The 12,088-nt window shown below is 66.6% G+C and carries 14 protein-coding genes and 3 tRNA genes; 8 read left to right on the forward strand and 9 right to left on the reverse strand.

From position 1 onward, the window contains the following. Positions 1-6: 6 nt before the first annotated feature. Positions 7-83 (reverse strand) — tRNA-Met (locus tag MPARV_RS0120430). A gap of 58 nt (positions 84-141) precedes the next feature. After that, positions 142-217, reverse strand: a tRNA-Thr gene (locus MPARV_RS0120435). Between the two features lie 248 nt (positions 218-465). On the opposite strand from MPARV_RS0120435, the gene MPARV_RS0120440 reads away from it, so the two are divergent. The 3 genes from MPARV_RS0120440 (at position 466) to MPARV_RS0120450 (ending at position 1,910) form a co-directional block, all read left to right on the forward strand. Then, the gene (locus MPARV_RS0120440) at positions 466-900 is read left to right on the forward strand and encodes a DUF6325 family protein (protein WP_020379579.1); all 435 of its coding nucleotides are present in this window, start codon (positions 466-468) and stop codon (positions 898-900) included. Between the two features lie 54 nt (positions 901-954). After that, on the forward strand, positions 955-1,284 hold the full coding sequence (locus tag MPARV_RS0120445) for an SHOCT domain-containing protein (protein ID WP_012225396.1): 330 nt from the start codon (positions 955-957) through the stop codon (positions 1,282-1,284). 119 nt (positions 1,285-1,403) lie between these two features. Next, the gene (locus MPARV_RS0120450) at positions 1,404-1,910 is read left to right on the forward strand and encodes a GNAT family N-acetyltransferase (RefSeq protein WP_012225401.1); all 507 of its coding nucleotides are present in this window, start codon (positions 1,404-1,406) and stop codon (positions 1,908-1,910) included. 51 nt (positions 1,911-1,961) lie between these two features. Here MPARV_RS0120450 and MPARV_RS0120455 read toward each other — a convergent pair. Next, positions 1,962-2,043 (reverse strand) — tRNA-Tyr (locus MPARV_RS0120455). A 133-nt stretch (positions 2,044-2,176) separates the two neighbouring features. Between MPARV_RS0120455 and MPARV_RS0120460 the strand changes: the two genes are divergently transcribed. Continuing rightward, on the forward strand, positions 2,177-2,665 hold the full coding sequence (locus MPARV_RS0120460; protein ID WP_012225403.1) for a YajQ family cyclic di-GMP-binding protein: 489 nt from the start codon (positions 2,177-2,179) through the stop codon (positions 2,663-2,665). A 42-nt stretch (positions 2,666-2,707) separates the two neighbouring features. Here MPARV_RS0120460 and MPARV_RS0120465 read toward each other — a convergent pair whose 3' ends face one another. The 3 genes from MPARV_RS0120465 to MPARV_RS0120480 form a co-directional block, all read right to left on the reverse strand. Further along, a complete protein-coding gene (locus MPARV_RS0120465; protein WP_157789765.1) occupies positions 2,708-3,220 on the reverse strand; it encodes a hypothetical protein in 513 nt (170 codons plus the stop codon). Between the two features lie 35 nt (positions 3,221-3,255). Then, positions 3,256-3,864, reverse strand: a complete 609-nt coding sequence (locus tag MPARV_RS0120475) for a hypothetical protein (protein WP_020379583.1) — start codon at positions 3,862-3,864, stop codon at positions 3,256-3,258. 67 nt (positions 3,865-3,931) lie between these two features. Then, positions 3,932-4,777 (reverse strand): zinc metalloprotease HtpX, encoded by an 846-nt coding sequence (locus MPARV_RS0120480; RefSeq protein WP_031279589.1) that lies wholly within the window; start codon positions 4,775-4,777, stop codon positions 3,932-3,934. 188 nt (positions 4,778-4,965) lie between these two features. Here MPARV_RS0120480 and MPARV_RS0120485 point away from each other — a divergent pair, with 188 nt between their 5' ends. The 3 genes from MPARV_RS0120485 to MPARV_RS0120495 are packed head-to-tail and all read left to right on the forward strand — an operon-like array spanning position 4,966 to position 6,264. Further along, on the forward strand, positions 4,966-5,613 hold the full coding sequence (locus tag MPARV_RS0120485; protein WP_031279591.1) for an endonuclease III domain-containing protein: 648 nt from the start codon (positions 4,966-4,968) through the stop codon (positions 5,611-5,613). Positions 5,614-5,650: 37 nt separating this feature from the next. Next, complete coding sequence (locus tag MPARV_RS0120490) at positions 5,651-5,869, forward strand: ribbon-helix-helix domain-containing protein (protein WP_020379586.1); 219 nt, start codon at positions 5,651-5,653, stop codon at positions 5,867-5,869. Beyond that, positions 5,866-6,264 carry a type II toxin-antitoxin system VapC family toxin gene (locus MPARV_RS0120495; RefSeq protein ID WP_020379587.1) on the forward strand — a complete coding sequence of 133 codons (399 nt, stop codon included), beginning with the start codon at positions 5,866-5,868 and terminating at the stop codon, positions 6,262-6,264. The genes MPARV_RS0120490 and MPARV_RS0120495 overlap by 4 nt, the downstream gene beginning before the upstream one ends. Positions 6,265-6,296: 32 nt before the next feature. Here MPARV_RS0120495 and acs read toward each other — a convergent pair whose 3' ends face one another. Continuing rightward, positions 6,297-8,330, reverse strand: a complete 2,034-nt coding sequence (gene acs / locus MPARV_RS0120500) for an acetate--CoA ligase (RefSeq protein ID WP_020379588.1) — start codon at positions 8,328-8,330, stop codon at positions 6,297-6,299. Between the two features lie 128 nt (positions 8,331-8,458). On the opposite strand from acs, the gene MPARV_RS0120505 reads away from it, so the two are divergent. After that, positions 8,459-9,256, forward strand: coding sequence for an HAD hydrolase family protein (locus tag MPARV_RS0120505; RefSeq protein ID WP_020379589.1), 798 nt, complete (start codon positions 8,459-8,461; stop codon positions 9,254-9,256). 90 nt (positions 9,257-9,346) lie between these two features. Here MPARV_RS0120505 and MPARV_RS0120510 read toward each other — a convergent pair whose 3' ends face one another. Both MPARV_RS0120510 and MPARV_RS0120515 read right to left on the reverse strand, forming a co-directional pair. After that, a complete protein-coding gene (locus MPARV_RS0120510; RefSeq protein WP_020379590.1) occupies positions 9,347-10,045 on the reverse strand; it encodes a FixH family protein in 699 nt (232 codons plus the stop codon). 255 nt (positions 10,046-10,300) lie between these two features. Continuing rightward, on the reverse strand, positions 10,301-12,088 hold a 1,788-nt coding region (locus tag MPARV_RS0120515), incomplete at its 5' end, for an IPT/TIG domain-containing protein (RefSeq protein WP_202948876.1).

Raw genomic sequence — 12,088 nt, forward strand, 5'->3', positions numbered from 1 at the left:
TGAACCTGGTAGCGACGGTCGGGGTCGAACCGACGACCTCTCGATTATGAGCCGAGCGCTCTAACCACCTGAGCTACGTCGCCGGGTGTGACGGTCGGGAAAACCCGGACGTCGAAGCGGGACCGAAACCTTCGGACCTGCTGGAGCCCCCTGTCAGAATCGAACTGACGACCTTTTCCTTACCATGGAAACGCTCTACCGACTGAGCTAAGGAGGCATGGCGCGTCGAGGGTGCCCGACGAACCGACGAGCCAGTGTAGCGAACCCGGGCCTCCCCACCAATCGCAACGGGGAGGAGGCTGACGAGATGGACCGCTCGCTCGGTCGCTGAGGACGGTCGAGCCTTTCCGCATACTGCCCGACGTGGACCGATAGCCTCTCGATCAGCGCATCACGAACTGCATCGTGGCAGCGTCAACACCCGGCCGAAGAGTTCGACCCGGTGCAGCGAGGGGGGATCCCACCATGGGTTACGGTCCGATCGAAATCATCGTCGTCGTTTTTGAGGGCTATCAGTTCACCGGGGAGATCCTCCCTGAACTGAAGCGCCTGGTGGATACCGGAACCATCACCATCATCGACGGGGTCTTTGTCCGTAAGGATGCTGACGGCTCGATCACCTCCCAGGAACTGGACGAACTCACCGACGACCAGAACGCCAGAGCACTGATTGACGTTCTGGAACGGGTGGACGCGTTGGTCTCCGACGAGGACATCGCCGAGTTGGCGAACGAGATGGAGCCTGGCACCGCTGCTGCGCTCCTGGCCTTCGAGCACACCTGGGCAAAGCCATTCCAAGCAGCCATTGTCGCTTCCGGCGGAAGACTGCGGGCCAACGTCCGGGTGCCGGGCAGCGTCGCCGACGAAGTGTTCGCCGCCATCACCGAACTCGACAGCTGACCCACAGCGTCGCCATGCCGCCAACCAACCAACGACCAACCTTCAGGAGCACACATGCCACGCAGAATGGGACGAAGGGCCGGACGACCGGGCCTGCTGGGAACCATGGCACGAACCGCCGCCGTCGCGGGTACCGCCACCGCCGTATCCGGCAGGGTCCAGCAGGGCCAACAGCAGCGGGCCCAGGCCGAGTACGACCAGCAGCAGGTTGCCGCCGAACAGGCGGCGGCACAGCAGGCGCAGCTTGCTCCCCAGCAGCCGGCTGCCGCGCCCGCTGCGGGTAACAGCCTGATGGACGAACTGGAACGCCTCGCTCAGATGAAGTCCTCCGGCATACTCGACGACGCCGAGTTCACCGCGGCCAAGGCCAAGCTGCTGGCCTAAGGCCGTACCGGACGCAGGGCCATCCTGGACGGAGGCCCCGTTCCTCACAAGAAAGCCGCCATCGATCACCGAACTTTCGACTTCGTCAGACTCGCGGCGCGGTCGTAGCGTCGACGTCGATGCGCATTCGACCCGCAACCGCCGCCGACGCAGCGGCCATCCTCGACATCTACAACCTGGAGGTGCTCACCTCCACCGTCACGTTCGACCTCACCCCCAGAACCATGCAGGGGCAAGCCGACTGGCTGGCGGCCCGGTCCGGCGCCTACTCGGCGCTGGTTGCCGAGACGGACGACGAAGCGGGGCCGGTCCTGGTTGGCTTTGGCTCGATCTCGCGGTACCGGGAACGAGCCGGGTACGCCACCACCTGCGAGGACTCGGTGTACGTCCACCGTGACCACCACGGAACCGGGGTGGGCTCAACGCTGTTGAGGGAACTGGTCGGTCGGGCCACCGAGCACGGCTTTCACACGGTGATGGCCAAGATCGTTGGCGGACACGCGGCCTCGATCGCCCTCCACAAGCGGGTGGGGTTTGAGGTGGTAGGACAGGAGCGCGAGGTGGGTCGCAAGTTCGGCCGGTGGCTGGACGTGGTGCTGATGCAGCGGATGTTGGCCGACACCTGAACAGGCCCTAAACGCGCAGCAGACCCGCCGAAGCGGGCCTGCTGCGGAGTGTGGGCCGGGTAGGATTTGAACCTACGAAGGCTGAGCCGGCGGAGTTACAGTCCGCTCCCTTTGTCCACTCGGGCACCGACCCGCAGGTCCGCCACGATAGCGGGGCCGCCCCCCAAAGAGCACACCCGGTTTCGCCGTCTACCCTGACGATGGTCCGACCCACGTTTCTCGGGCCACAGCAACCATCGCCAACCCACCGATCCAGGGAGCCCACCATGCCCAGCTTCGACATCTCGTCCGAGGTCGACCACCAGGAGGTCACCAACGCCATGGACCAGGCCGCCCGCGAGGTATCCACGCGGTTCGACTTCCGAGACACCAACTCGGCGGCCGAGTTGGGCGACGGCACCATCACCATCCGCTCGATGTCGGAGGATCGGCTGCGAGCGGTACGCCAGGTGGTGGAGGAGAAGCTGGTGCGCCGCAAGGTTTCGCTGAAAGCGCTGGACTGGGGAAACATCGAACCCGCCTCTGGCGGAACGGTCCGACAGGTTGCGACCCTGGTGGCGGGCATCAGCTCGGACAAGGCCCGAGATGTCAACAAGTTCGTCAAGGGCCTTGGCCTCAAGGGCGTGCAAACCCAGACCCAGGGTGAGCAGGTGAGGGTGATGGCCAAGAAGCGCGATCAGTTGCAGACGGTGATCGCCGAGCTGAAGGGCCACGACTTCGGCATCCCCATCGACACCGGCAACTTTCGGGATTGATACTGCCGGTTTGAGCGCGCCCGCCGCCTGCGGTGGTAGCACTCAGCCGGCGCTGATGGCCTTCTCGATGGTGGGCCACGTGTCGTCGTTGCGAACATCGGCCAGCGTGTACTTGCGCAGCACCTTGAGGTCGTTCGCATCAAGACCAAGATCGGCGACCACCGCTTCGATGTCGTCGCACTCACTCGCTGCGTAGACAGTCATGCCAACCACCGATCGCTGGAACTCCGCGATTACGGCCTCGTCGGGTGCCTCATCGGCCACCTCGGCGGCCGTCGAGAAGCTCACCACCGAGTCGACCTCGGGGGTGACCTCCTTTGGGGCTGACGCCTTCAGACGGTCGAAGTCGGGATCTTCGCTGGAGAGCACTTCGGCGAACTCGGTGCAGAACTGCTTCACTCCGGCCGTCGGCATGTCGCTGGTCTGGGGTTCGGTGGTGCTCGAAGCCGAGCTCGTGGGGCGATCGCTGTTGGAGCACCCCGACGCAGCCATCAACGCCAGCGCACCCACGACGAACAAATGTCTGAAGCCGCCGCTCGGGCGAGTCATGACCATGGCGTCACCGTAGCTGCGCAGCGATATCCAGCCACTCAGCCCTGCTGAAGCTCGGCCTTGATCTTTTCCCAGGTTGCGTCGTCCTGGACATCGTCCACCGTGTACTTGCTCAACATTTTGGCGGCGGCGTCGTCGATCCCAATCGCCTCGGCCAATCCGGCGGTATCGCCACACTCGTTGAGGGCAAACACGGTCACCCCGACCACCGCCCGGGTGCCTCGTTCCTGAAGATCGGCACTGGGGGCGTCGGCGGTCTGCGCCTCTTCGGCCGCCTTGGCCAGGTCGTCGACCACCGGCTTGATCTCATCGGGCGCCGACTCTTGCAAGGGCTTGTAGTCCTGGGCGCCCTCCGACTGGTTGGCCACCTTGGCCAGCGTGTCGCAGAAGTCCTTCACGCTGTTACCGGTGACCTTGATGGGCTCGTCGTCTCCCGTGGCCGCATCGCCTGGAGCTGTCGTCTTTGAGGTTCCCGCGGCTGACGTCGTCGAGCCACCGGCGGCCGCCTCGGTGGTAGCGGCCGACTTGGCGTCCGACTTCGAATCCTTGGAATCGCCACAACCCGACAGGAGCAGCAGTCCAACCGCCGACGCCGCCACCAGGCCTCGCTTCAGAGCAGTGGGCGAGCCAAACGTCGGTGCGATCATGTCGCAACCGTAAAGGGCGCCGCGGTCCGCTCCAAGTCACCCGCCACGACCTGCCCCTTCGCTGAGTTCATACCCAAGTTCCGTTGCGCAGGCGTGAGATTCGTTCGTCCACCGGCGGGTGTGTGGAGAACAGCTTTTGCATGCCACCGCCCCGCAGCGGGTTGACGATGTAGGCCTGTGACTGGGCCGGATTGACGTTGGACGGGATGCGGTGCGAGTACAGGTCGAGCTTGTCCAACGCCTGCGCCAGTGGCTCGCCGGTGCCCAGCAGCCTCGCCGCTGACGCATCGGCGGCAAACTCACGGTTACGGCTGATCGCCATCTGGATCACAGCGGCGGCGATCGGCCCCAACACGATCAGGGCCAACTGCTCCAGCCCGCCACCGTTGCGGTCGCGTCCGCCGCTTCCTCCCCCACCGAAGATGGCGCCCCACATCGCCATCCGGGCAGCGAAGGTGATAGTGGATGCAATGGCTGCGGCGACCGAACTGGTGAGGATGTCCCGATTACGAACGTGAGAAAGTTCGTGAGCCAGCACCCCGCGGATCTCGTCCCAGGTCAGCGCCTGCAGCAGGCCCTGAGTGACGCACACCGCGGCATGGTGTGGGTTCCGACCGGTGGCAAACGCGTTGGGCTGCGGGTCGGGGCTGACAAACAGGCCGGGCATCGGCAAATTGGCGGCAGCGGTCAACTCGGCCATCACCCGGTGAAACTCTGGCAGCTCGTCCGGGCCCACCGGCTTCGCCCGCGCCGACGCGATGGCCAGACGGTCGGAGAACCAGTAGCTGCCACCGATCATCACCACGGAGAAGCCAAAGGCCATGATCAGGCCAGATTGGCCCCAGAACGATCCGATGGCCATCACCAACCCGGCCATACCTGCCAGCAGCGCCGCGGTCTTCACGTTGTTCATCACCTCGACAGTCTGCACCGCGCTCACCCGCGATGGACGTCGAACTGAGAACACTCCGGGCTTGGCCACGCCAGGTGCCAGGACCGACCGGAGGGGTTTCGACACGCGGTCAGGATCTGCGGGAGAGTGGGCACCATGAACCGGTTGAGTTCCGACGTACAGCCCACTCCTGCCGGAGAATGCTCAGCATGAGACGTGTAGACAAGGCCGACCGGATCGGCGAGATCCTCGACCGGCTCTACCCCGATCCCCCCATCCCCCTCGACCATCGCAACCCCTACACCCTGCTGGTGGCGGTGGCGCTGTCGGCACAGACCACCGACAAGAAGGTCAACCAGGTCACGCCCGCACTGTTCGACCGAGCGTCGACCCCGGAAGAGATGGCCGCGCTCGACCCCGATGAGATCCTTGGATTCATCCGGGAGGTGGGCCTGGCCCCGACGAAGTCGCGCAACCTGTCGACGATGGCCCATCAGATCGTCGAGGCCGGTGGCGAGCTGATCCCCACGTTCGAGTTCCTGGAGTCGCTCGCCGGGGTCGGCCACAAGACCGCCGGCGTGGTAATGGCGGCCTCGTTTGGGGTGCCGGCGTTTCCGGTCGACACCCACATTCAACGACTGGCCGCCCGGTGGGGCCTGTCCAACGGCACGACCGTGGAGAAGACCGAGGCCGACCTCAAGGCGGTGTTCCCTCGCGACACGTGGAACCGCCGCCACCTGCAGATCATCTACTTCGGCCGTGACTACTGCCCCGCCCGACGACACGACCTGACCACGTGCGAGATCTGTTCGTGGGCGGCCTCCAAGAGGCGCATCGCCGAGGAGGCGCCGCGGTAGCGGTAGAGCCTGAGGCCCGGCGGTGTATGTTCACTTCATGCGGCGTATACAGCTCTACATCGAACCGGACGTCGACCACCTCCTGTCGGCCGCTGCGGCCCGGACGGGCACTACCCGCTCGGCCATCGTTCGGCAAGCGCTGAGCGCCTGGCTGGCTGGATCGGTGGCTCCCGGGCACGACCCACTCGACGACCTCGTTGGATCGATCAACGCGGACAGTTCTGACGACATCGACGCCGTCATCTACGAGTCGTGAGGTACGTCGACACCTCCTTCTGGATCGGAATGCAGTTCGATCGGGACGGCCACCACCAGACGGCAGCAAAGATCTGGACTGAGAACCGCGGCCCGATGCGAACATCCAACCTGGTGATGGGCGAGACATGGACCTTCCTACGCCGAAAGGCCGGATTTGATGCTGCGGTGAAGTTCATCGACACCGTGGAACAATCCGGCCGGATCTCCGTCGTCACCGTGGATGAGACCGTGGATCGCCGGGCTTGGGACTGGTTGCGTGGCCGAAGCGACCGAACGTATTCCTACGTCGATGCAACCAGTTTCGAGATCATGCGTCGTGAGCGGATCAGCGAGGCCCTTGCCTTCGACGGCGATTTCTCCGCGGCAGGTTTTGTCGAAATCCTCCCGACCTGAAGGGTAGGTGGGTGCTGACTGCGTCCCCGCCGTCAGCTCTCTGCACCCGAGGCGGCGCCCTCGGCGATGGCCGCCACCACCGACTCGTCGGCCAGCGTCGTGGTGTCACCCAACTCGCGACCCTCCACCACGTCGCGAAGCAGGCGGCGCATGATCTTGCCCGAGCGGGTCTTGGGGAGGTCGGGCACGATGATGACGGCCTTGGGTCGGCTGATGGCACCCAACTTGATCGACACGTGTTGGCGGATCTCCTCGCCCAGCTCGTCGGACGGCTCGTTGCCGCCTCGCAGGATCACGTAGCCCACAATGGCCTGACCCGACACGTCGTCCTTGGCCCCCACGACTGCCGCCTCGGCCACCGATGGGTGATCGACCAGCGCAGACTCCACCTCGGCGGTGGAGATGCGGTGGCCCGACACGTTCATCACGTCGTCCACGCGACCCAACACCCACAGGTAGCCGTCGGGGTCCAGCCGGGCGCCGTCGCCGGCGAAGTACCGGCCCGGATAGCGGCTCCAGTAGGTCTCCTGGTAGCGGGCGGGGTCGCCCCAGATGCCGCGCAGCATCGCCGGCCACGGCTTGGTGATGGTGAGGTAGCCCCCGCCCTCGGTGGCGACGTTGCCCTGGTCGTCGACGACCTCCACCTCGATGCCGGGCAGGGGCCGGGTGGCCGAGCCGGGCTTGGTGGGCACGATGCCCGGCAGCGGCGAGACCATGCATGCCCCGGTCTCGGTCTGCCACCACGTATCGACGATGGGGCACCGCTCCGCCCCGATGAACTCGTGGTACCACATCCACGCCTCGGGGTTGATGGGCTCGCCCACCGTGCCGAGCAGCCGGAGCGAGGACAGGTCGTGACGGTCCGGCTCCTGTGCCCCCCACTTCATGAAGGTGCGGATGGCGGTGGGGGCCGTGTACAGCTGGGTGACGCCATAGCGCTCGATGATGTCCCAGAACCGGTCCTTGGACCACGATGAGGCATCACCCGTGCGGTTGTCCTCGGTGGGCGTATCGGGCGTGCCCTCGTACATCACCCCGGTGACCCCGTTGGTGAGCGGACCGTACACGATGTAGCTGTGGCCGGTGACCCAACCGACGTCGGCGGCGCACCAATAGGTGTCGGTCTCGGGCTTGAGGTCGAAGATCTGCTTGGTGGTCCACGCCACCTGGGTGAGGTAACCGCCGGTGGTGTGCACGATGCCCTTCGGCTTGGCCGTGGTGCCCGAGGTGTAGAGGATGTACAGGGGGTCCTCGGCGTCCATCTCCTCGGGTTCGCAGCGGGCGTCCGCAGCGGCCACAGCGTCGGCGTAGGCGACGTCGCGGCCCTCGACCATGGCGACCTCGGTGTCGCAACGGTTGACCACCAGCACCTTCTCGACAGTGGGGCACTGCTCCATGGCGGTGTCGACGTTGGGCTTGAGCGCCGAGGGCCTGCCCCTGCGGTAACCGGCGTCGGCGGTGATGACCACCTTGGCCTCCGCGTCGTTCACCCGGTCGATGATCGAGTCGGGTGAGAAGCCCCCGAAGATCACGGAATGGATCGCACCGATGCGGGCGCACGCAAGCAGCGACATGGGCAGCTCGGGGACCATCGGCAGGTAGATGACCACCCGGTCGCCCTTCTCCACCCCGAAGCCCCGCAGCACGTTGGCCAGGCGCGACACGTCCTCCAACAGCTGGGAATAGGTGATGGTGCGGGTGTCGCCCGGCTCGCCCTCCCAGTGGTAGGCAACCCGGTCGCCACGGCCTGCGTCGACATGCCGGTCCAGGCAGTTCTCGGTAACGTTCAGCTTGCCGCCCACAAACCACCTGGCGTACGGCAACTCCCATTCCAGCGTGGTCTCGAAGTCCTTGCGCCAGGTGATCAGGTCCCGGGCGATCTCGGCCCAGAACGCCTCCGGGTCGGCAGCCGCCCGGTCGTAGATCTCGGCGTCCGGCAGGTTGGCCTGCGCCACGAACTCCTCCGATGGCGGAAACGTCCGCTCCTCGGACTGATAGTTCTCGATGGTCCGGCTGCTGGTTGGGTCGCTCACTGATCCCCCTTGGGTTGCTCGTGAGTGCACCATACCGGCACAGCCCTCGCCGATGGTTCCCGCGATCGGTCCACAGGTTTGACCGACGGCGTTTCGGCCGACAGCCTTCGGGCGACGCAATTGGTGACCAAGCCGAATGTGCCCCGACCCCAAGGAACCACGTGCTGCCGCTGATCTGCATCGACGTCGACGGAACCCTGATCGGCAGCTCCGGCGTGCCGAGCGACGGCGTGTGGGCCGCTGCCGAGGCGGCCGTGGCCCGTGGCCAGCACCTGGCCATCTGCACGGCCCGGGTGGCGGTCGGCCCCACCTGGGACTACGCCCAACGCCTCGACCCCACCGGAGTGCACATCTTCCATTCCGGCGCCACGCTCATCCACGCCGACACCCGCGAGGTGAACGGCGAGGAGGTGAGCGAACCCACCATTGCCGCCTGCGAGGCGCTGGCGGCAATGCGCGGCTGGGTGCTGGAGTACTACTCGGCGTTCGAGATTGCCTGCCCGTCGACCGACCCGTTGGCCGAGGCCCACGCCGGCCTGTTGGGCATCCCCCACGTGCCGAGGGGCCGAGACGCCCTCACGGGGCCGGTGGTGCGGCTGCAGTTCGTGGTGCCGATCGGCGACACCGACACGGTGCTGGCCGCCGTGCCGGAAAGCGCGCAGGGCACGGCGGCAACCTCGCCGGCCATGGCAGAGGCCGCGTTCGTGTCGGTGACCAAGGCCGGGGTGTCGAAGGCGTCGGCCATCACCAAGCTCGCCTGCTCCATGGGGATCGGAACCGGGTCGGTGATGATGGTGGGCGATGGGCACAACGACGTGTCGGCCATGGAGGTCGTCGGGTGGGGCGTGGCGATGGGCAACGCCGACCCGTCGGCGCTGGCCGCGTCACGCATCAAGGTGGGTCACGTCGACGACGACGGCCTGGCCGAGGCACTCGCGCTTTCGACCACCCTCGACTGACCTTGCTTGGTTGAGTGCGGCGTTGTGAGCAGGGGAAGCGACCATCTTGGGCGTTCTCCCTGCCCACAACGCACGGGTACTCGGATGACGTCAGCCGAGGGTGGCCTCATCGCCGTCGTTCTCGATCCCACCCATCGGGTCATCCTCGTCGTCACCGTCGGTGTCGCCGGAGCGCATGGCGTAGGCCATGATCATCACGGCGCCGGCGGCCACCACGGCCACGATGACGGCGATCCCCCAGGGGAACCCAGAGTCTTGGTCGGTCGATGGCTTGGTGGCCGCCCCGCCGAAGTTCACCGCGGTGGTTGCCGAGCCGACCGCGCCGGGCTCTACGAGGCTGGTGGCCACCGCGGACGGCACCGGCGCCGGCGTCGTGGCGGGCACCGCGGTGGTGGCGGGTGCCGGTTCCGGGATGGTCACGGCGATCTCGGTGGAGGCCTCGGGGTCCTCCGAGGCGATCGCGAACGTCCAGGCTCCTGGGGCGCCAACGGGCACCACACCCTCGTAGGTGCCCGGCTCGGGCGCCTTGGTCAGCGTCGCCTGCACGCCTGCTGTGCCATCGGGGGCCGTCGGCGTCACTTGAACCGTGGCGTCGTCCACCGGTTCGGCGTCGTTGTCGTAGATCAGGGTGACCCGCAGCCGTGCCGCCAATTGCCCCTCGACTGGTTGATTGACGATGGGGGTGAAGGTGCCCTCCGGTCCGTGCGCACTTGCCGGGCCAGCCAGTCCCACGAGCGAACAGATCGACACAACGATCAAGAGCACACCGCGAAGGGGTCGTGTGAACATGAATGCTCCTCGATCTGGGGGGGGCAGGGCCATCGCCCCAAGGAGGTCAACCTACCGATCGAGCTGCACCGATTCGAACTCACGTCGGCTTCGACGCAGGTCGTGCAAGAGGCCCCGACGGCCACACCGCTCAGGGCCGAGTCGAATGCCGCGACCATCAGGTTGTCGGAGTCGAACCCGGTGACGGCCAGTGGGGACCCTGGAGAAACGGTGATGCGGCCGACGCAAGTCTGCGCCGACCGCAACCACGTACGCTCAGTCGGAGCCCTTCCGGCGGCGACCTGAACTCATCATCGCAACTCCCAGCAAGCTGAGGGCGAAGGCAACAAGAAGGACGCTTCCAGCCGCCAGGCCGGTCGCGGCCAGGTCGCCGGTCGCTCCTGTGGCAGCTCCCGGGCTCTGGTTGCCGGCGGGGGACTGGACCGGTGACGCCGTGGGGCTTGCGCCACCAGGGTTGGGCGCCGCAGGCGAGGGGGACTGGACCGGTGACGCCATGGGGCGTGCGCCACCAGGGTTGGACGCCGCAAGGGGGTTCACTGCCTCGTCCACCTCCGATGGGGAAGCTCCCGATCCACCTGCTGCAGACGGTGCGGGCAGGCTGCTCGTGGTCGGTCCGCCATCGTCCGATTGGGGTGTGGCGGGAGGCTCCGGCAACTCGTCGTCGTCGCCGGCGACATCGGTGAACTCGAACTGGCCTGCATTGGAATCGCCGGCTGGAGTGGTCACGACGACGTCGACCGTGCCGGCCGCGTGCGGCGGGCTCGTCACTCTGATCTCGGTGTCGGAGATGACCTCGATGTCGGTGCCCGGAACGCCACCGAAGGTGACGCCGGTGGCACCGGTGAACCCGGTACCGGTGATCGTCACCACCGTCCCGCCGGTGGTCGGGCCGGACCCGGGGTCAATCCCGGTGATCACCGGAGCGGCGGGCGGCGCGATGAACGTGAACTCCCCGGCATTGGACTCCCCGCCCGGACCGGTCACCACCACATCGGTCGGACCAGCAGCATGCGGCGGGCTCGTCACTCTGATCTCGGTGTCGGAGACCACGGTCAACCCGGTGCCCGGGGTTCCGTCGAAGGTGACCCCGGTGGCACCGGTGAACCCGGTACCGGTGATCGTCACCACCGTCCCACCGGTCGTCGGACCCGACGGCGGTGTCACACCGGTGATCACCGGCGCGGCAGGCGGAGCAACAAACGTGAACTCCCCGGCATTGGAATCCCCGCCCGGACCGGTCACCACCACATCGGTCGGACCAGCAGCATGCGGCGGGCTCGTCACTCTGATCTCGGTGTCGGAGACCACGGTCAACCCGGTGCCCGGGGTTCCGTCGAAGGTGACCCCGGTGGCACCGGTGAACCCGGTACCGGTGATCGTCACCACCGTCCCACCGGTCGTCGGACCCGACGGCGGTGTCACACCGGTGATCACCGGCGCGGCAGGCGGAGCAACAAACGTGAACTCCCCGGCATTGGAATCCCCGCCCGGGCCGGTCACCACCACATCGGTCGGACCAGCAGCATGCGGCGGCGAGGTGATCTCGATCTCGGTGTCGGAGATCACGTTGATGCTCGTACCGGGCGTTCCGTCGAAGGTGACCCCGGTGGCACCGGTGAACCCGGTACCGGTGATCGTCACCACCGTCCCACCGGTCGTCGGACCAGAGGTCGGATCAAGATCGGTGATCACCGGAGCGGCAGGCGGAATGAACGTGAACTCCCCGGCATTGGAATCCCCGCCCGGGCCGGTCACCACCACATCGGTCGGACCAGCAGCATGCGGCGGCGAGGTGATCTCGATCTCGGTGTCGGAGATCACGTTGATGCTCGTACCGGGCGTTCCGTCGAAGGTGACCCCGGTGGCACCGGTGAACCCGGTACCGGTGATCGTCACCACCGTCCCACCGGTCGTCGGACCAGAGGTCGGATCAAGATCGGTGATCACCGGAGCGGCAGGCGGAATGAACGTGAACTCCCCGGCATTGGAATCCCCGCCCGGGCCGGTCACCACCACATCGGTCGGACCAGCAGCATGCGGCGG

Source organism: Candidatus Microthrix parvicella Bio17-1 (assembly GCF_000299415.1).
Taxonomy (GTDB): domain Bacteria; phylum Actinomycetota; class Acidimicrobiia; order Acidimicrobiales; family Microtrichaceae; genus Microthrix; species Microthrix parvicella.

Bases quoted from the DNA above. Each gene is read 5' to 3' on its own strand.
- MPARV_RS0120440 (WP_020379579.1), top strand. From the start codon at position 466: ATGGGTTACGGTCCGATCGAAATCATCGTCGTCGTTTTTGAGGGCTAT.
- MPARV_RS0120445 (WP_012225396.1), top strand. From the start codon at position 955: ATGCCACGCAGAATGGGACGAAGGGCCGGACGACCGGGCCTGCTGGGA.
- MPARV_RS0120450 (WP_012225401.1), top strand. From the start codon at position 1,404: ATGCGCATTCGACCCGCAACCGCCGCCGACGCAGCGGCCATCCTCGAC.
- MPARV_RS0120460 (WP_012225403.1), top strand. From the start codon at position 2,177: ATGCCCAGCTTCGACATCTCGTCCGAGGTCGACCACCAGGAGGTCACC.
- MPARV_RS0120465 (WP_157789765.1), bottom strand. From the start codon at position 3,220: ATGGTCATGACTCGCCCGAGCGGCGGCTTCAGACATTTGTTCGTCGTG.
- MPARV_RS0120475 (WP_020379583.1), bottom strand. From the start codon at position 3,864: ATGATCGCACCGACGTTTGGCTCGCCCACTGCTCTGAAGCGAGGCCTG.
- MPARV_RS0120480 (WP_031279589.1), bottom strand. From the start codon at position 4,777: ATGAACAACGTGAAGACCGCGGCGCTGCTGGCAGGTATGGCCGGGTTG.
- MPARV_RS0120485 (WP_031279591.1), top strand. From the start codon at position 4,966: ATGAGACGTGTAGACAAGGCCGACCGGATCGGCGAGATCCTCGACCGG.
- MPARV_RS0120490 (WP_020379586.1), top strand. From the start codon at position 5,651: ATGCGGCGTATACAGCTCTACATCGAACCGGACGTCGACCACCTCCTG.
- acs (WP_020379588.1), bottom strand. From the start codon at position 8,330: ATGGTGCACTCACGAGCAACCCAAGGGGGATCAGTGAGCGACCCAACC.
- MPARV_RS0120510 (WP_020379590.1), bottom strand. From the start codon at position 10,045: ATGTTCACACGACCCCTTCGCGGTGTGCTCTTGATCGTTGTGTCGATC.